The organism is Sporosarcina jeotgali, assembly GCF_033304595.1.
GTDB lineage: Bacteria > Bacillota > Bacilli > Bacillales_A > Planococcaceae > Sporosarcina > Sporosarcina jeotgali.
This window is the reverse complement of record NZ_CP116341.1, coordinates 2576127-2595091: the sequence shown is the minus strand read 5'-3', so window position 1 is coordinate 2595091 and position 18965 is coordinate 2576127. Positions and strand designations below refer to the sequence as shown.

Genomic DNA, 18965 nt, shown 5'->3' with positions numbered 1-18965 from the left:
TCCCGGGAGTCAACATATGTCTGATGTAAGTTCAAAAAAATTATAGAAAAGAGGAGCAGAGTGCATGAAATATTTTAGTACATTCAGGCTGATCATTGGTGGAGTTGCACTGGGTGCCGCTTTCATGTTAAGTGCCTGCAGTTCAAATGAATTGAGTGAAACAGAAGCGTTTCAAAAAGAAAAGAGTGCAGAAGGCTTAGCAGAAGCTTCTGAAACAGATGCTTCTAAAGAAAAAGAGAACACGTCTTCAAATGCAAATTCAACAGATGGTAATGGGGAAGCCGCATCCAATTTGCCAAAGTACTTGCCGGAAGATTTCCCATTGCCTTCTGATGCTGAAATTTCACATATACATTCAGAACAGACTGATGGTAAAAAATACGTCTATTTTAGAATTCGTTCTAAAGAAAGCATGGATTCTGTCACTTCCATGTATACGAATTATTTTGAAAAAAGAAAACTGGAAGACGCAGCCCAGACTATAGATCAAAGAAATATCATCATTCAAGGTGAAAGCCCAACCTACTCAGAGTATTGGTCCATGATCGGCGGAGCATTGACGGATTCAGGCGGTGTTATTGAGCTGACAGTGTCGTGGGAAGAATTATAACTGACTTGCTGAACCGGCTCTAAAAAGATGTCTAAACAAAGTTAAATAGTGAACTTGTTAGAATGGCAGCCGGAATTATAGATTCCATTGCTGTACACGAGAAACAAACTTTTTTCAATCTGTGGAATTGGCATTCAAAGGAACTGAGAACAGATTTTTTGTATCGAATCAAACAAATATAACAATATTTCTCAATCTTTTTTTGCTAGGCATGGGGATATGGAAGATATCCAGAAAAAAGTATGCAGAACTTTTCGGCGGCTGGAAGTCCGTTAAGAAAAAATGGTTCACAGCAGATCTTGCTAATATAGGGTATTTAATCGAACTGAACTGATTTTAACGAACTTACTAATTCTCAGACGGGCACTGCTTCATGCAGTGCCTTTTCGCGTGGAAATCTTCTCGATCTTATCATTTTTATGAAACACGACTATTCAATTGTCTTGTCAAAAAGTTCGTTCGTTAAATCTCCATTGATCCCGATTGCTGCAGCACTGCCACTGCCTGCTGCGACAATAAGCTGGGCAGGGACGATATTTGCCATATCTCCAGCAGCGTACACATTCCATATATTCGTACGCCCATATTCATCCGTTTGGATTCCGCCGTATTTGTTTAACGTGCAGCCCAGGTATTCGGCAAAATGATTTGGATGCGACCACAACGGAGTAACGAAACCATAGGATCGCTCAATGAGCGTGCCGTCTTCAAGACGAATGCGTTCCAGCTGACCGTTTGAACCTTCAAGGCCGGAAATAATATCTTCGACAACTTGGATGCCATGTGATTCCAGACGCTCCCTATCTCCCAATTCGAGCCGGCCTTCTCCATTAGTGAAAACAATCAGATCGCGGCTCCATGTGAAAATCTCTTTCGCGAGTTTGTAGACATTTTTGTCCGCAATGACAGCGAGCGGCTGATCCCGAACTTCCCAGCCGTCACAGTAGGGACAGCTGAACAAGCTCGTCCCGTAAAATCGTTCAATGCCCGGTACATTCGGCTGCTCATCTTTTAACCCTGTCGCCAGCAGAATCTTAGTGCATGAATAGACATTGTTGGATTCTGCAGTGACTTCGTAATGTGTTTCTGAACATCTTTCAATGGAATACACCTTTTCGTGTTTCACTTGGATGGAAGGGTAGGCTTCCAATTCTTGCAATGCAAGCTGCCGTAATTTTGCTGGCTGGATTCCATCACGTGTTAAAAATCCGTGCGATTCCCGGACGACATGATTACGGGCTTCGTTACTATCGAATAAAATGACATTTCTACGGGCTCTTCCTAAAACGAGCGCGGCGTTCAATCCTGCCGGTCCCCCGCCTATGATAATGCAGTCATAGTCCATCTTAAATACTCATCCTTTCTACATACATTCACTTTACCCGTACGCACTGCAAATAAGCATGAGGTCTGCATGCATGGTAGATAAACACAAAAGAAACATAAAGATTTTTTAATGGGACAACCTATTTTTTCTGGAAAGAGATGGATGAATCTTCGTAACATGTTATAATTGAAAAGAGAATTCAGTCTTTTGGGATGGATAGTTTTACAAGTTGACTGCCATTGCATAGTAAGACTACTTACAGGAAGAATCCATATGATAGCGACAGGAAGTTATATCGTGCTGACACCAGTACTCGCATTTCTCAGCGGACTGCTGTCATACAGTTTTATGCTTCAGCTGTTATGGGATGAAACGATTGGTGCGGAATTAGGAACGGTTGTCTTCTGGGGCAGTGCGGTTTTTTCGGTCATGGTACCTGTCTATTTTGTCGCGGTCTACATGATTGAACGCCGATTCAACAGCAATAAGCTTCTTCTTTTTACCGCAGCCTGTCTTCTGATCTCATTTCTGCCAGTGTTTCTAATTTTTGTTCCGTTCGGCAGTCAGGCGCTGTTTTCGGAACAATCTGCGCTGGCAACCTCATTTTTTGCAACCACAGGGATTTTTTTTTGCCTGTGCAGTTGGATATTCAGGAGATTCAAACCGAATAACTATACTGCCTAAAATGACCTTCGGTTCGCGGGGCATTTTGACGTAAACGTGCAGTATTCTGGGAAGTAAATGAATGTGAACATACAAATGATCTACAAGGACTTTGGGTTGATTCACAGGGATATGATTACTATCGATTCATGGAACGCAGACAGGATGGTAAGGAATATTGGGTGAGCGAACAGGGGGGAATCTATTGAATCTATTTATTCTTGGAGTATTTCTCGTTTTCATAAAGACAAATCTGCAGTTGTTGGACACGGGTGTGTGTTTCTATGTCTCGAATGCTGCAGGCTATTTGCTGATCTATGCAGGGATCAGGCAGTTGAGAGAAGAGTTTCAGGCATTGCGAAGACTTGCACCATATGTATTGGTGATGGTGCTGCATAGTGTCGGATTCGCTGTTCTGAATGGCACCGGCCATTCGATTCAGACGATTTCCTTGTCAGGCAGCTGGGCTGCTATTCTGGCGGTATCGCTTGCTTTGCTTGCTGTGGCGGGAATGGGAATGATTTTTTATATTCTCCACGAGGTAATCACGGCAGTCCGAAGTGATGACAGTTCCGCATTTCCGGAAGTAGGCAGTCTTGAGAAGATGCCCGTGATGCTCTTCATCCTATTATTGATGAATTGCGTGCTCTTCTTTGCGGCGCCGTCTGCTGCTAGCATCTTAATGATTATTTTGCTGGGTGCAGAAGTGATGTTTATTGCCAGTATCTCTGCGAAAGTCCGTACAATTTGAGAGGCTGTTTCCAGAAAGAAGGATGAAGGATGACGCTAAATGATTTTATGAAAAATAACTTTCCAGACTTGGAGCTCCAATCGCCACTGTTCTACTCATGGGATGCGAGCATTCGGTTTGAACTCGGAGTAAATGAAAGCCCAGGCAGTATTCATGAGAATCCCCTGTATTTACAGGGCGTCTATCGACGAGCAATCGATTTATTCGAAACCTTGCATGCTCCTGAGGATGAGCTCTATCTTGTGGTCGATGTCCACGATTTTGGAAAAGGGCATGCGCTGCGGCGAAAGTTAAATGTGTTCGCGAAATATGTTGGAAAGAATTCGGCATTGCGCCGACTGCGGCATGAGAACCGGCCGTACATTTATCCCGAAGATGATGAAGACGGGACCTATCGTACACATCGCTTCAGTCTCAAATGCTGCCGTTCGGATTTCCGGTATGCGGCACTTCTGAGGGCCATCTGCAACCAGGACATGGGAATACGTCCAAGCATTCACTTTCCAGTCTACTTTGTGAATGAAACGAAGGGGACAATCTACTATGTTTATGATGATAGAGGCTGTGATTTGCTCGGAGTGAACCCGGAAGCAATTCGCCGAGTGTATAACGAGTTTAACACCTGGATTTTGGATTATGACCGCACAGAAATCGATGAGGTGTTTAAGTAACCTGGATAGACGAACACTTTGCCGCGCTGGTTTAGGACATCATTACGCGTTACTGAATGAATAGGAATACAGCAATCGGCGGTGCCGGTTTCACTCCAATAATTTAAGCTCTTCCTCTTATAGATAAATGAATCTTTCATCACACAGGCTATTTCAAGGAATGCTGTTCAGCGAAACGAGATACAAAATATAACTTAAAACGAATAGGGGAATTTCAAATGGAAACATTTCAAGCAGCGATTGAGGATTTAGAAGGGGTATCAAAGTTATTTAATTCATACCGCATGTTTTATGAAAAACCATCAGATTTAGAGGGTGCTGCGAAATATATAAAAGAGCGCATGGAAAAAGAAGAATCTGTAATACTTGTTGTGAAGAATGATCAAAAGTATTTGGGATTCGCACAACTCTATCCCGTGTTTTCCTCAATCTCGATGAAAAAATCATGGATATTAAATGATATGTTTGTTGACCTGGAAGCTCGAAAACTAGGAATAGGACAACTGCTCTTAAATCAGGCGAAGGACTTTGCTGTTAAAACTGGTGCGAAAAGTATTGTTCTGGAGACAGCACCAGATAACTATGCTGCTCAAAAATTATATGAAAAAAACGGATATGAGCGAGATACACAATTTTTCCATTATGAATTAAGTTTAATGTAATTAGGATCTAATCGCATCTACCGTATTTGAGATCATTTGCCACGTAAGGTTTGTACATTAATCTGGCCGAATAATCAAATGAACTCTGTAGAAAATCAGGAGGGAGGTCAGTATGGAGTTTGATTTAATCTGGATTGCTATAGGAATTGCGGCTGCAGGGTATTTTATAGGCAATGGGCTTAAAAACTTTAAAAATCCTGATGCTAAAGACAGTCTTAGTGAACTTTTTGAAGATGATGACAATGAACACGAATTGATAAAGGAAAACAATGTTCATTACTTTATAGGGATTTCTAAAGAAGATACAAAAAGCTTAATTTCAGAACATCCAGACATACCACATGTTCTTATAAATAATAAAATTTATTATCCTAAAGCAAAACTCCGTAAATGGTTATCTGAGTTGGGAGAATAGGATAGTCAGCACTCGGAGGCTTGAACCCTACAGTGACGTGCAAGAATCTTTAAATAACACTAAACTGATGAGGGAGTGAAATTGATGAAAAAATTATTTTTACTAATATTCTCTGCTTTTGCACTCTTATCTCTATCAGCATGTGCACAGAAAAAGTTAAGTTTTGAAGAAGTGGATACTGTCCCTAAAAAAGTAAGAGAAGCAATAAATCCTGATGATCAACTTCAAATGATTAATAAAAATGGTAAAGTGTCTTATTTTGTTTTTCAATCACAAGAAGATGTTGACGCCAGTTTGGAATCCGTGGATAAGACAACACTTATCAAGTTAGATGAAAAGGATGCAAGCGATAATGAACTAAAGCAATATATATACACGTTAACAACAGACGATTCTGTTGATACAATTGATATCAAAGTTAATGGTGAATCAACGCCATATCCTATGACTATTATAAACTAACGCGGGTTTTTACCGCAGAATGTTTGTGCTGCCGTCAGGCCAAAAAGTAGCATACGAACTGTTGCTATCCGTTCCAACGCACGCTTTCCCGAGGGCGTGGCTTGAGCCGCTTCCTCAGCTGCGCTCCGTCCAGGGTCTCAAGGCACACGCTGATCCCTTCGGAGTCGTCCGTCTTGCGCTCCAAGCAACGGAGTGTAGTTATTAATAGTGTATTCTAGAATCTGGCCGATTTGACGAACATAAATTAATCCTTAGTGAGGTGATACCATTCCTTATATAATGAATAAAGCTGTATTCAAAAGAGCTATTAACTTTTTCCTGATTGCAGTAACTATAACAATTATTGCATTGATAATAACTTACATAGTTAACCCGGAGCTACAAGGAATACACGAAGGAATAAAAAATAAAGCATCGACTGAGCTGAGTGAGTCGGTAGGTTTATAGAAAGTATGGGCTTTTGTAGTAATTAATGGGTTTCAAGTTCCGTTACAAATGTTTATTCTGGCTTTAATTCCAATACAATTTTTATATTTCGTAATGATTATTTCTACTGTTTCATTGCCAGGTATCCTTTTCGGTCTTATTTTGCAGGTCGATACTAAAACAGCTTTTGAGTTAATAGTTTCCTTTGCCCCTTATTATGTATTTGAAATTTTTGCTTTTTGTTTATTTGGTGCTATTCTTTTCGAGTTAAATCAAGTTGTAAGACTAAAAATGAAGAATATATTTAAAAAGGAAAAAGTAGAAGTATCTCTTCTTAGAAAAGTTTTTGAAACAGTAAGTATTTATGTTGTTTTATCTTTGCCCTTAGTCGTACTAGCTGCATTTCTAGAAACTTATGTCGCTGATTTTATATCAAGCCTATTTTAATTCGTCTTCTAGAATCGGGCCAGTTAAAAGAGTTGTTGAGGAGACAGAAATATGAAATATACGGGGGGATAAATGATTATTTTCTGGAGATTGAATGTTATTAGTGTGTTATATGCTTTAATGATTTTCATACCTATGGAGCTTCTTACAAATGGTTCCCGCATAAGTAGATTAACAGGATGGAATTTTAATGTTACTGCTATAGTTATAGGAATAAGCACTATTATTTCCGTTATAGTTTTCTCCATAATTATTGGCTACTTGACTAAGACTTGGATGAATAATCGTAAATCATCTTTTTGGTCTGTTCTCCTATGGTTGCCGTATTTAGTTCTATTTACTTTTATATTCGCTTCTTTATTTCCAATTAATAACCCTGCGGATAAAGGAGGTCCTAGTGACGGACTCCTGATTTTGGGACTTTTAATCTTGTATCCTTTATATATTTTATTGCTTAATGCATTTAGCACATTTATGAGTGATGAAAAAATAATATAATTCAATGTCAATAATTTGACTGATTTAACACTATTCCAGATTCGGAGGCATTTTTCGTATAAGGTTTGTGCTTCAATCGGACCATTTAGCCGAGTTGAATAATAAAAAAATTACACTAAAATTATTAGATAGGGAAGTCATATATGGATTACGCAAAGGATAAAACAAAAAATATAAAGCACGATTTCAAATTAAAAAACGCAATTTTCCCATTTTCTTCTCTTACATTGATTTGTTTTGCTGTAATCTATGCTTTAGTAGTTTACGATGTACTCGCAATCCCAAATTTACTTTCTTTTGATAATCCAATAGAATCTATAATAATTTCAGGGGTTGCTTCTGTTGCTTTATTATTGTTTGGAGTCATTTTAACTTTAACTATTCCCGAGGACTACATTGACGACACCAATAAAACATACCAAAATGACAGATTGCCAGATGTTTTCATTTTTATGTTTGTAGCTGTATTATTTGAAGAAACGTTATTTAGAGGCATTATTCAAAACCTACTTTTGATATTTACAGGTCATCAATGGGTTGCAATTCTATTAACGGCTTTATTGTTTATTGCCTTTCATATTCAATATTTTCAAAAGCCAATCATGTTATTGAATATCTGTATTCCAAGCTTAGTTTTTGGTTGGATCTATTTTAAAACTAACAATATTTTAGTCCCGATTTTTGTTCATTTTATATTGAACTTCGGAATTACGATATTATTTAAATATGAATTAATAAGTTTTAAGAGATGATTTTTCCATTAACGGGTGCGTTTGTTTGGTAACAGTTTCCCCTAGAATCGTTCCAACTCCTGTATAAAACTTTAAAAAATTTCATGATGTGAACGAACTATCTTATGATACATAAAGACTGATACAATAGAGGCAACAACAAACGAGGGGTGTTATTTATGAATGAAAATTCACGACGAGAACGCCAAAAGCAAGTAGAATTTGCAGTTGGAATGGCCGCAATTGTCGGTGGGAAACCAAATGCATTTACAAAGAACCTCTTAAATCAATATGAAAATGGTCAAGTAACATCCAGCCAATTGAAGCAAGCGATTGTTGAAAAATATACAAGGACTTTACAGTAATTTATGGATCCTTATATTTATCCTAATACTAACACTTTAATCAACAAATTAGACATTCGGGATGAACAAAGATTAATTGATGTTGAAGCACAGTTGTTAATCGCTGCAATTGTAGATATTACTTCTATCATCCATCACTTTCTTTTTCATGAGCTATATTCATGGGCTGGGAAATTCCGAACAGTCAATATATCTAAAAGTGAACAAGCTTTAAACGGTTTATCTGTTACTTATAGCGATAAAGATCACATTCTATCTGATTTGAAAACTGTTTTCAGTTGGTCTGAATCTAAACAATGGAGCTATTCCAATCCTAGTCTCGTGAAAGTCTTTTCGGCATTTATGATAAAGCTTTGACGCGTTCATCCTTATCGCGAAGGAAATACAAGAACAGTTTCGATCTTCATGAAGCTTTTTGCTGAAGCAAGTAGGCTAGACTTCAATGCTCAATTACTTTCACAACATGCAGGATATTTACGAAATGCACTGTAAGCCCCCAATTAAATAACGCATAGGCAACGCAGCACCCCGCTTGGTACGATATTCGTATCAAACAGGAGGTGCTTTCTTTGTTTTTAAACCCTTTAACGATAGTCCCCGTTTCCTTACAACCCACCAAAAGTGAACAAACTCCAGCAAATCCAACGAAGACCTCCGGTCACTGTCAAATCAAGATTGGTAGCGCTGAAGTCACACTCCAGAATGGCGTGGATGAACGGATTATCCAAGTCATTATACGGGAGCTGATGAACCAATGAGGCAAGATTATACAGATGTTCAGAATATCTATATTGTCTGCGGAAAAACAGACATGCGAAAAGGAATTGATGGACTCGCTACACTCATTCAAGATTCCTTTGATTTAGATCCATATGGTGATTCTATTTTTCTGTTCGCAGGTGGAAAAAAGGATCGATATAAATGTCTATATTTCGATGGTGATGGTTTCGCTATGTTGTATAAAAGACTCGATGCCGGAAAACTTCAATGGCCACGTAGTGAGCGGGAAGTGAAAAATCTAACGCAGCAAGAACTTCGTTGGTTGCTCGAAGGGTTAGCTATTCAGCAGCCAAGAGCGATTGCTCCTTCATTAAAAAGCTCCTTTTAAAAACTTCTGTTCATGGGCTCCGCTATCCGGTATACTACGTTCAACAAGAAAGAAAGCGGTGAAGGAAATGGCCAATCGTACCTCTGAACAAGCATTGGAAAAAGTCATCAGTATGTTGGAAGAGCAATTGGCGCATTCCAATCAACAGAATGAACAGCAGTCCAAGCAAATCGAAAAACTAACTGAGCAGGTTCAGCACTTGACGAAGATGCTTTTTGGATCAAAATCCGAGAAATCAAGATACAATGTGCCCGACGGGCAAAGCTCTTTGTTCGATGAGGAAGAGGACCCTTTTCACGATTCTGAGCAAACAGAAGATCAAAGCCAACAGGTGATTTCTTACACTGTTGTTCGTAAAGCATCGAAGAAGAAGCGGAATGACCATTTTCATGAAGGTGTGGAAACGGAAGTTGTTCATCATTATCCTGACCTACTCACCTGTAGCTGTTGTCAAAATGATTTGGCAAGAATCGGTGGGATAGTCGTTCGAGAAGAAGCAGAATTCATCCCTGCCAAACTGAAACGTATTCAGCATATGGAGCACTCCTATGAATGCAAACACTGCAAACTAGATAGTTCTATAGCAGCCAACATCGTGCGCGGAAAGGCACCTCAACCGGTGATTCAACGGAGTCTCGCAGGTCCAAGTGTGCTAGCCAAGGTCATATCAGACAAATATAATCTTTATCTTCCTCTATATCGTCAGGTAAAAGAATGGCTTCGTCATGGGTTGGAAACGAATGATAAAAATCTATCCAACTGGGTGATCAAGGTTTCAAATGAGTGGCTATTGCCTTTATACCAACGGATGACTTCACTAGCGATGCGAAGGACTGTCCTACATGTTGACGAGACAACAGCGCAAGTGATTTATCGGCCTGATGGAAAGCCTGGGAACACGAAGGCATACAATTGGGTCTACAAAACTGTTCCCTGCCAAGGACCTGTGATGGTGCTTTTCCATAGTTCGCTATCGCGAGCACGAGAAGTTCTGAAGAACTTCCTTGGTGATTACAAAGGAACAATCATTTGTGATGGCTATTCTGCATACGGCGGTTTACCAGGTGTCACCTTTGCCAACTGTTGGGCGCATGTTCGTCGTTATTGGCTGAAAGTCGACAGTAAGAATGGTAGGATTGGCGTCGACTATTGCAATCAACTCTATCGACTTGAGAACAAATTCAGAGAAATGCGTCCTGGCAAAAGGCGACGAATGCGAAAGAAGTATTCCAAACCGATTGTGACCGCCTTTTTTAAATGGATAGAAGAAAGTCATTTCTATGGGAAGAATGCGATTGCCACTGCAACTGACTATACATTGAAAAGAAAAGATGAACTCCAACGTTTTCTTTTCGATGGGCGGATTGAAATTGATAATAATCCAGCTGAAAATGCCATCCGTCCCAATGTTCTGGGTCGGAAAAACTGGCTTTTTTCTGTCAGTGAAGCAGGTGCTCAAGCAAATGCGATCTGTTTGAGTTTGGCTGAGACTGCAAAAATCCATGGAATCGATTTCTATGCATATTTGAAAAAAGTATTAACGGATTTGCCGTCTCTTCATTTCCAGCAGACTTCTGAACTATTGGATGCTTATTTTCCGTGGTCGCCGCAAATTCAAGAAACATGTAAATTGAGATAGCCCTTCGTCTTCAAATTATTGAAGAGAAGGGCTATTTGTAGAGCATGCCGAAAGGCTGTGCTTTTTTATATTACGGGCTTACAATGCACTAGTTCTTGCCACAGTAGAAGAAGCTCCAGAACCACAATATCTATTGAATATGATATCTGATGCACTAGATATAGTCGAATTCAATAAATTCAAGCCTGATGATGAAGCGTCTAGTAATTATCAAGTGATTGGAAAATACGATGTTTCCAAATATGAAGAAAAACCGTTCGAAATTGATCTTGATGATGAATAACTTTATTTTACAAATCAATTCGGTAGACTTTAGGTATTCATATTGAAAATGCAAAAGTGAAAATTCACTTTTGCATTTTTTATAACAACTTCATCTTATTGTTGCTCATTTCAGGTAATGTAGTTTGATTGGAAAGCCTACCATAACTATATTCAGATGGATTTCATGAATAAGGTTTGTGCTTCAAACGGGCCAGATTGATGTACTTAGGGTGAATAAAAAAAGGAGTGAATTGCGTGAAGCTGTGGAATGACACTGTTTTTAAAAAAGGTTTTGTTTTTCTATTCCTATTATGTTTTCTTTTAGTAGCTTGCAGTAACGAAGTTGAAGAAGCTAAAGGCGAAATGGATATAAAGGGGAATATTGTAGAAATAGATAGCACTGAAAATAGTATCTTGGTTGAGGATAATCAAAAAGGTTTAACATGGGTAGCACTGCATGAAAATGATGACATCAAAAATTATGAAGAAGGACAAGAAGTGGCTGTTTGGGTAGATGGTGGAATAGACACTTCTTCACCTGCATTCACTCAAGCATTAAATATTGAAATTATAAACCCGAAACAATGATATTTCCGTTCTGTAATCGGGGGCAATTCTGGAATTAAGATTATGCCGTTAAAGGACCATTAAGTTTAAAGCAAGTTATATAAAATGGGGGTATTATTTTGGATAGTTGGTCAGGTTCAGCAGGGATTTGTATCAATGAACACAAAAAGATTTTAATGATTAAGGGCTTCGATTCGGAGGGATGGGCAGTACCTTCTGGTGGTATTGAGGAAGGTGAAAGTCCAGAGGAATGTTGTGTAAGGGAAGTTAAAGAGGAAACAGGATATGATGTGAAAGTCATTGAACAATTAAAACTTAAAGAAACGATTATTAACGGTATACAAGTAAAGACTTATTATTTTAAAGTTGAAAAGACTGGAGAAAGTACCGGAATAAATGATCCAGATGGAATTATAGCCGAAGCCGATTGGAAATCTATATCAGAAATTAAAACAATTAGCCACGCCTATCCAGAGGACTTAATATTTATATTAGAACAACTTGAACGGTTATAGAGCAATCGGGTGCTTTAGTTCAAGAAGGATAATCTAATAAATGGAGTGCTTTGTTTGTTATATTGGATCTAAGAGCGTATATAAAGAGGCGTTAACTCCATCCTAAATAGACTCATTACGCATAGGATGGTGGTCATTTGAAGTATTTTAAAATCATCGCTTGTTCATTCGTTGTTTTTTTCATCTGTATAAATTTGATCAGTCATGAAGGAAGTGCTTCAGATGGTGAGGTTACACTAAAAGAAGCGATTGACATTGGATTGGAGAGGGCAAAAGAATGGAATGAAAATGCGGCATTAACGAGATTAACCAGTGTTGATGAAAAAATGGGAGGTACAAGAGGAGAAACAGGGAAACGCTATAGGTGGACAATGACGTTTATCGTTCCAGGTACAGATGATTATGTAATCATTGGTATCTCTGAAAAGAAAATTGCATTTTTTCTACCGGGTCAGCAAACGCCGGATACGATAATCCCCTATGATGAGATTAAATTAGATAGCCCGGATGTTCTCCAATGGGCAAAGGATATATACGACCTACAACAAGGAAAAGATTGGGCGACAGGTTATAACTTTACACTCGATAGTATCGATGGTAAGCCCATTCTAACAGTGTTTGGAAATGACCCAAATAGCCGTTTCGCTACCGTTTCATTCAATGCTCAAAACGGAGAAGTAGTCAGCGCTGGTCATAAATTGCCATACGGTGGGGGATTACTATCTAAACGGAATGGAACCGATAACCTGACCAAAAAAGGGATGGCGATTACGGGAGTTGTCGCTGGAAACAGTTCACTAGTCGTATGGGGTGACAAAAAACCAACACAATTTGGTGTAGCCAAGCAGCCCTTTATTGAATGTAGCCAAAATAATGGAGAAACCTGGACAGAACTCCAAGCCGATATTTATGTCACATATGCGTGGTTTGACAGCAATGATCGATTATACGTAGCAACGGAAAAAGAATTATGGGCAGGTGTGACAACAAAAAGTAAAGGAACAAAAATCCTTTCATTAGAAGAACCAATCGAAAAAGTCGATACTTCAATGAACAACCATATAGTGGTGCTAGCAAATGGAAAGATTTATTATACAACCAATCAAGGGAAGAGTTGGGAACAAGCTATTGTGCCCAAACCAATTTATGATGTTCAAATTTCGGATAATGGGGATTTGGTGGTATCTACAGAAGAAAGTAAAATACTTCGGAAGACAAATGATGGATGGAACGAGATCACCATGCCGGATCGTAATGATGTACCCCGGAATATGAAAGTGATTCATAATAGGCTCTTCATCCTTATGAAAAGTGAAATTTGGATCCGGGATCTCCAAGAGGGGAATTGGAGTAAAATTCAAGTTGATGAAACGATTGTTGCACTTGTTAAAAAGAGAGAGAAATTATTCGGAATTCAACATAGAGGTGTAGCGATTTATGCCATCAACGAGCAAGGTGAAAGTAAATCTGAAAAAGTGTTTGATGCGGAGGATTCCATCGTAATTTATGATATGGATAGCATGGGAGATACGTTATGGATTGCGACAGCACCAGATTATTCGTGGGAAGAAATGCCGATTCTGCAGAGACGATAAAAGCTGCAAGTGTATATCCATGAAAAAATATATTGTGAAACATGTCACTTAAACTAACGGGTGCGATTCTTTGGTAATACACCCTTAGTTGATTGGAGTGCAAGCCGTCGACTCCGAGAGGATTAGCGTGCGCTTGAGACCCTGGACACGAAGCGAAGGAAGCGGCTCAAGCCACGCCCTCCGGAAAGCGTATGGCTGGAATGCAAATCAACGTGCTTAACGCTATTCTAAATACGGTTGCGACTCTTTGGTAATCCCCTTATGATTAATTGGCTTCCAAGCCGTCGACACCAAGAGGATTAGCGTGTGCTTGAGGCCCTGGGGTTAAAGCTGCTTTAATTTTTGTGAAGTTCTCAGAAATACGGAAAAGCGAGCCCTTCGCTGTTTGCTTGGCTGAAGCCACGCCCTCCGGAAAGCGTCTGGCTGGAACGTAAATCAATGGGCTAAATGCTATTCAGGTAATGATTGGTAAACATAACCAAGTAGATTTTAAAAGATATAGGTATGGAAAAACCCGCGAATGATCTATTCATTCGCGGGTTTTTCATGATGTGGAAATCATGTCGTTATTTTTCAATCGGCTCAATTTGTGTTCGTTGTTGTCCTAAAGATTTATCCACAGGAATCACTAAGTTCAAAATCACGGTCGCTAGTGCACCTACTGAAATTCCTGAAGAGAGAAGGTAGTTCGCCCAGTTCGGGACGGTTGCCAGCACTTCTTTTGGAAGCACGGTAACTGCAATTGTCAGCAAAATCGGAACACCGATGACGATCATATTGCGGTCGTCGATAATAATCGGCTGAATGATTTTCATACCATTGGTGACAATGGCCACACAGACAATCCCGAATATCCCGTTGATGACGGATTCAGGAATACAAATAATGATGGCAGACAATTTGGGGATGAACCCCAGCAACACTAGAATGAAACCGCTCGCCATGATGACCATCCGGCTTCCTACTCCTGTAATCGCAAGTAACCCTGCGTTTGAAGAATACCCAGTGAGTGGCGTGCTTCCAAATAGAGAGCCTACGAAACATCCCAGTCCTTCGCCAAATGATGCACGATTTAAACGCTTTTCATCCAACTCTTCTTCTGTAATCGTTGAAACGACGAACCATGTTCCAGTCGTTTCAAGCAAGATGATTAAGTAAACAAGCATCATCGTGAGGATAGCGCCCATATCGAATACAGGCTTACCGAATGGCAGCAGTGTCGGGAGCGAGAACCATGCCGCCTCTTTTACAGGTGAAAAGTCAATTGGATAAAAGAAGCTGGCAGCGATTGAACCACCAACAATTGCGAGAATGACAGAGACGAGTCGGAAAAACGAGCCGAATCGTGGCAATCTTTTACCGAGAACCATACACGTGACAAGTATACCTGCAGAGATTGAAGCGATTGTTACGTTTTGACCAATAGTACCTTCTGCAAAGTAAATATTGTTTAAGCCAACAGGCATTAACGCAATACCTACGATGATGATTACTGTTCCTCCAACGATTGGCGGAACAATCTTACGGACAGTTTTTGCAAAAACTTTTAATGGATAGCCGAGAAGTGCAATCATGATTGCCCCTGGGATAAGACTTCCTGCAATCGCGCCGAGTCCGAGCTTGCCTCCAATTGCGGCAATTGCCCCGATTGGTACATAGGAAGGACCTTGAACAACTGGAAGTTTTAAACCGAATCCAGTTTGTATGAGTGTTGCGAGTCCAGTTGCAAGGAAACACATTTGAACGAAGAACGAAGTATTTTCTGTACTTAACGAGAGTAAGCCCGCTACGATAATGGGCGCAATATACAAATCCATCGCGAGTACGTGCTGTAAACCTAGCGCGATTGCTTTAGGATAGCTTACTTTCTCATCAACACCGATGAGCAGACCATCTGGACGTTTCTTGGACAACATGAACACTCCCTAGTTCGTTTTTGTTACGGTATAGATTGGAGTATAAAGAATAAAATTTAGTTTGTACAGTGTAAATACGAACGTTTTTAAAAGTAATTATATTTTAGTTCGTGTTTTGGGTTGACCAAAATGAATTCCTTTCGTACACTTGTGGTAATCAAACAAGTGGAAGGGGATCTATCCATGTTGAAAGATCAGGCATTACAAGAAGAGTGGCTCGTCGCATGTCGGTCGCAAGACGTTCAAGAAGCACCCATTCAGGTTATCCTAATGGGAGAACGACTGGCGATTTTCCGGAATAGCAAAGGCGTTCACGCATTTAAAGACTTATGTATACATAGAGGAGCGGCCCTATCGCTCGGTGAAGTGAAAAACGATTGTCTTGTCTGTCCGTATCATGGATGGGAGTATGAAGACAAAGGGGATTGTGTGAAAATCCCGCAGCTGCCTGAGGGAAAATCGATTCCGAAGAAAGCGAAAGCTACTACCTATTCTTGTGTCGAGAAATATGGTCTGATCTGGGTGAACCTTGCAGGAAATGAACCTGAGTTCTTTAAGTATCCAGAGATGGAATCGGATGAATGGAGAAATGTGATTTGGGGGCCGCAAGAAGCAGAAGCTCTGCCGCCGAGAATTGTTGAAAACTTCTTGGATGTCGGTCATTTAGCGGTCGTTCACCAAGGTTATCTCGGTGAAGAATCACATCGTGAAATTGAACCGTATAAGATGAATGAAGCAGAAGGAAGAATGTATTCAGATGAAATCCGCATTTTCCAGCCGGATGCAGACGGAACCGGCGTCGCGAAATACGTCTACTATACGTATGAAATCGTTCGTCCGCTCACAGTTCGTTTTACGAAACGAGATGCCGAGAATGATACACTGATGACGATTTTACTAACGGTTCGTCCTATGTCTGAAACGCATTCGGTTGCCTATGGAATCCTGTCATTCAACTACGATACAGGCCAGTCAGATGAGGAGATTATAGCGTTCCAGGATTTGATATTCGCTCAAGACAAGCCGATTGTTGAAAATCAGAAACCTGAAGAATTGCCACTCGATTTGCAAGTGGAACTATCTCTGATTTCAGACAGAGTCAGCATTGCCTATCGTCAGTATTTGAAAAAGTGCGGTGTCGTTCTCGGCACAGCTTAATAGCGAGAATCCGACTACCCGTTTTGGGTAGTCTTTTTGCTTTGTGTGATAAACTAATAGAAAGAATGTTCGATATGAAGGTTATGAAATTGACAGAACAGGAGGGATAATATGATGAAACGTGGAATGCTGCTGTTTTCTTTGATTTGTACAGGTATTCTTCTAGCTTCTTGCGGTGCTGAGGCTGGGAGACCAAGTACGGAGCCAGAATCTGAGGACGGATACGTATTGAAAGATGATGTGACCAATATTAACGAACATTTAAATTATGACAACAGTGAATTGCACAAGATTTACTTTGCAGGAGGCTGCTTCTGGGGAGTAGAAGCCTATTTTGCAAAACTTTACGGGGTGCAAGATACGGTTTCAGGATATGCGAACGGAACTGGGGAAAACCCGAGTTATGAAGACGTCATAAATGGGGATCAGGGATTCGCGGAAACTGTAGAATTGACGTATGATCCTGACCGGATATCACTGGAATCCCTCATTGACCATCTGTTTCAAGTGATTGATCCGACTTCCAAAGACAAGCAGGGAAATGATGCCGGGGTTCAATATCGTTCTGGAATTTATTATTCTGATGAAGAAGATGCAGAGATTGTGAAAGAAGCCGTGAAGGATGAACAGCAGTTCTATAAGAAAGACATTGTTACGGAAGCGGCACCCTTGGATAACTTCTACAATGCCGAAGAGTTCCATCAAGATTACTTAGTGAAGAATCCGAACGGGTATTGCCATATCAACCTGCATTCTCTAGATGATGTGAAAATCCAGCCGATTATTCGAGATGAAGAGGTTGTAAAGCAGTTGAGCAAACCGCAAGAAGACGAAGCTGTGAAATAATGGAGGGAATACTGGATGAAGACGCTGCTGATTAGAAATGCACGAATCCGGGATGATCAGGAATTGCAGGACATCTGGATAGAAGACGGGATCATCCAAAAAATCGGGATGAACTTTTCGGAACCTGCAGACCGTTTTATAGACTGCGAAGGAAGAGTTGTTCTGCCAGGCTTGGTGGAAGGGCATATTCATCCGGATAAAGCGTTTTTAGAGGAACGGAAACCGAATGTATCGGGGACGCTTGAAGAAGCGATTAAAAATACAGGTGAACTGAAAGCGGAATACACGTATGACGACGTCTACGCACGTTCGGAGAAAGTGTTGAAATGGGCAATTGCGAAAGGGACAACTGTCATGCGGGCACACCCTGATGTCGATCATATTGAAAAGCTGCTGGGTGTGGAAGTGCTACTTGAGCTGAAAGAAGTCTATAGGGAACAAATCGATTTGCAAATTGTCGTGTTTCCTCAAGAAGGAATTTTGAAATCAGAAGGAACGCTTGAGCGAATGGAACAAGGTATTCAAATGGGGGCGGACGTTGTTGGCGGATGTCCCTATAATGAAAAGACTCTTGAAGACTCGATTCGTCATTTAGAATTGGTCTTTGACTTAGCGATAACGCATAACTTGCCGCTCGACTTACACGTGGATTTCGCTGATCATACGGAGGATCCCCGGTATTTACTGACGGAGCGAATTTGCGATATGACGGTGGAACGTGCGATGCAGGGCAGGGTGACACTCGGACATGTGACGACGCTTGGATCACTTGAGCCTGAAGAAGCCTCCGCGTTATTCAAGAAAATAGCAGAAGCTGGGATTACGATTATGCCACTGCCTGCAACAGATGTGTATTTGAATGGACGCAAAGACGGAAAAAATGTACGCAGGGGCATGGCACCTGTTCTTCAGATGCTTGAACACGGGGTAAATGTAGCATTTGCATCGAATAATATCCGGAATGCCTTTACGCCGTTCGGTAATGCGAATTTGCTGCTGATTGGGTATCTGCTGGCGGAAACGCAGTTCATGGGATCTGCAGATCAGCAGCGCACTGTGCTCGATATGATTACGTACAATGCAGCAAAGTGTTTGGGAATTGAAAAGACGTATGGGATAGCTGAAGGAAAAAATGCGGATTTGGTTGTATTTGATTCGAAGAAATTGAGTGATGTGATTCAAGATCAGCCGATTGCAAACTTCGTTATTAAAGCGGGCAGGGTGATTGTCGAACAGTCAATTCAGCAATCTGTCGAATAACTTAGATTATTGTTAGAGTGTTTTGAAAACTAATGGATATGTGGTAAAGTAATACACATTACAATGTTT

Annotated in this window: 21 protein-coding genes and 1 pseudogene; 20 read left to right on the top strand and 2 right to left on the bottom strand. The window is 40.3% G+C overall.

What is annotated here, in order from left to right; all coding sequences use genetic code 11:
• Positions 1-64 precede the first annotated feature (64 nt).
• Positions 65-610 carry a hypothetical protein gene (locus PGH26_RS13080; RefSeq protein WP_323691487.1) on the top strand — a complete coding sequence of 182 codons (546 nt, stop codon included), beginning with the start codon at positions 65-67 and terminating at the stop codon, positions 608-610.
• 430 nt (positions 611-1040) lie between these two features.
• Here the strand turns inward: PGH26_RS13080 and PGH26_RS13075 are convergent, their stop codons facing one another.
• Positions 1041-1955 (bottom strand): NAD(P)/FAD-dependent oxidoreductase, encoded by a 915-nt coding sequence (locus tag PGH26_RS13075; RefSeq protein ID WP_323691486.1) that lies wholly within the window; start codon positions 1953-1955, stop codon positions 1041-1043.
• 255 nt (positions 1956-2210) lie between these two features.
• Here PGH26_RS13075 and PGH26_RS13070 point away from each other — a divergent pair, with 255 nt between their 5' ends.
• The 16 genes and pseudogenes from PGH26_RS13070 to PGH26_RS12995 all read left to right on the top strand — a co-directional run bounded on the left by PGH26_RS13070 (position 2211) and on the right by PGH26_RS12995 (position 13716).
• Positions 2211-2621, top strand: a complete 411-nt coding sequence (locus PGH26_RS13070; protein ID WP_323691485.1) for a hypothetical protein — start codon at positions 2211-2213, stop codon at positions 2619-2621.
• Between the two features lie 184 nt (positions 2622-2805).
• Positions 2806-3351 carry a hypothetical protein gene (locus PGH26_RS13065; RefSeq protein ID WP_323691484.1) on the top strand — a complete coding sequence of 182 codons (546 nt, stop codon included), beginning with the start codon at positions 2806-2808 and terminating at the stop codon, positions 3349-3351.
• A 29-nt stretch (positions 3352-3380) separates the two neighbouring features.
• Positions 3381-4022: a DUF3885 domain-containing protein gene (locus tag PGH26_RS13060; protein ID WP_323691483.1), complete on the top strand. Its 642-nt coding sequence runs from the start codon at positions 3381-3383 to the stop codon at positions 4020-4022.
• Between the two features lie 218 nt (positions 4023-4240).
• The gene (locus PGH26_RS13055; protein ID WP_323691482.1) at positions 4241-4684 is read left to right on the top strand and encodes a GNAT family N-acetyltransferase; all 444 of its coding nucleotides are present in this window, start codon (positions 4241-4243) and stop codon (positions 4682-4684) included.
• Between the two features lie 112 nt (positions 4685-4796).
• Entirely contained in the window at positions 4797-5099 is a 303-nt protein-coding gene (locus PGH26_RS13050) for a DNA-binding protein (protein ID WP_323691481.1), read from the top strand.
• Positions 5100-5183: 84 nt separating this feature from the next.
• Positions 5184-5561 carry an LptM family lipoprotein gene (locus tag PGH26_RS13045; protein WP_323691480.1) on the top strand — a complete coding sequence of 126 codons (378 nt, stop codon included), beginning with the start codon at positions 5184-5186 and terminating at the stop codon, positions 5559-5561.
• 465 nt (positions 5562-6026) lie between these two features.
• Positions 6027-6434, top strand: a pseudogene (locus PGH26_RS13040) (stage II sporulation protein M); the annotation flags it as partial.
• Between the two features lie 72 nt (positions 6435-6506).
• Positions 6507-6932: a hypothetical protein gene (locus tag PGH26_RS13035; RefSeq protein ID WP_323691479.1), complete on the top strand. Its 426-nt coding sequence runs from the start codon at positions 6507-6509 to the stop codon at positions 6930-6932.
• Positions 6933-7075: 143 nt separating this feature from the next.
• A complete protein-coding gene (locus PGH26_RS13030) occupies positions 7076-7684 on the top strand; it encodes a CPBP family intramembrane glutamic endopeptidase (RefSeq protein ID WP_323691478.1) in 609 nt (202 codons plus the stop codon).
• A gap of 158 nt (positions 7685-7842) precedes the next feature.
• A complete protein-coding gene (locus PGH26_RS13025) occupies positions 7843-8028 on the top strand; it encodes a hypothetical protein (protein ID WP_323691477.1) in 186 nt (61 codons plus the stop codon).
• 3 nt (positions 8029-8031) lie between these two features.
• Complete coding sequence (locus tag PGH26_RS13020) at positions 8032-8385, top strand: hypothetical protein (protein ID WP_323691476.1); 354 nt, start codon at positions 8032-8034, stop codon at positions 8383-8385.
• Positions 8386-8782: 397 nt separating this feature from the next.
• The gene (gene tnpB, locus PGH26_RS13015; protein ID WP_323691475.1) at positions 8783-9136 is read left to right on the top strand and encodes an IS66 family insertion sequence element accessory protein TnpB; all 354 of its coding nucleotides are present in this window, start codon (positions 8783-8785) and stop codon (positions 9134-9136) included.
• A 67-nt stretch (positions 9137-9203) separates the two neighbouring features.
• Entirely contained in the window at positions 9204-10775 is a 1572-nt protein-coding gene (gene tnpC / locus PGH26_RS13010) for an IS66 family transposase (RefSeq protein WP_323691474.1), read from the top strand.
• Positions 10776-11294: 519 nt separating this feature from the next.
• Positions 11295-11627, top strand: coding sequence for a DUF3221 domain-containing protein (locus PGH26_RS13005; protein WP_323691473.1), 333 nt, complete (start codon positions 11295-11297; stop codon positions 11625-11627).
• A 98-nt stretch (positions 11628-11725) separates the two neighbouring features.
• Entirely contained in the window at positions 11726-12121 is a 396-nt protein-coding gene (locus PGH26_RS13000) for an NUDIX hydrolase (protein WP_323691472.1), read from the top strand.
• A 137-nt stretch (positions 12122-12258) separates the two neighbouring features.
• Positions 12259-13716 carry a WD40/YVTN/BNR-like repeat-containing protein gene (locus PGH26_RS12995; protein ID WP_323691471.1) on the top strand — a complete coding sequence of 486 codons (1458 nt, stop codon included), beginning with the start codon at positions 12259-12261 and terminating at the stop codon, positions 13714-13716.
• 566 nt (positions 13717-14282) lie between these two features.
• Here the strand turns inward: PGH26_RS12995 and PGH26_RS12990 are convergent.
• Positions 14283-15632: a uracil-xanthine permease family protein gene (locus PGH26_RS12990; RefSeq protein WP_431312498.1), complete on the bottom strand. Its 1350-nt coding sequence runs from the start codon at positions 15630-15632 to the stop codon at positions 14283-14285.
• A 183-nt stretch (positions 15633-15815) separates the two neighbouring features.
• Here PGH26_RS12990 and PGH26_RS12985 point away from each other — a divergent pair, with 183 nt between their 5' ends.
• The 3 genes from PGH26_RS12985 to PGH26_RS12975 all read left to right on the top strand — a co-directional run bounded on the left by PGH26_RS12985 (position 15816) and on the right by PGH26_RS12975 (position 18896).
• Positions 15816-16790 (top strand): aromatic ring-hydroxylating dioxygenase subunit alpha, encoded by a 975-nt coding sequence (locus PGH26_RS12985; RefSeq protein WP_323691469.1) that lies wholly within the window; start codon positions 15816-15818, stop codon positions 16788-16790.
• A 111-nt stretch (positions 16791-16901) separates the two neighbouring features.
• Complete coding sequence (msrA, locus tag PGH26_RS12980; RefSeq protein ID WP_323691468.1) at positions 16902-17636, top strand: peptide-methionine (S)-S-oxide reductase MsrA; 735 nt, start codon at positions 16902-16904, stop codon at positions 17634-17636.
• Between the two features lie 15 nt (positions 17637-17651).
• Complete coding sequence (locus tag PGH26_RS12975) at positions 17652-18896, top strand: amidohydrolase family protein (protein ID WP_323691467.1); 1245 nt, start codon at positions 17652-17654, stop codon at positions 18894-18896.
• The last annotated feature ends 69 nt before the right edge of the window (positions 18897-18965 follow it).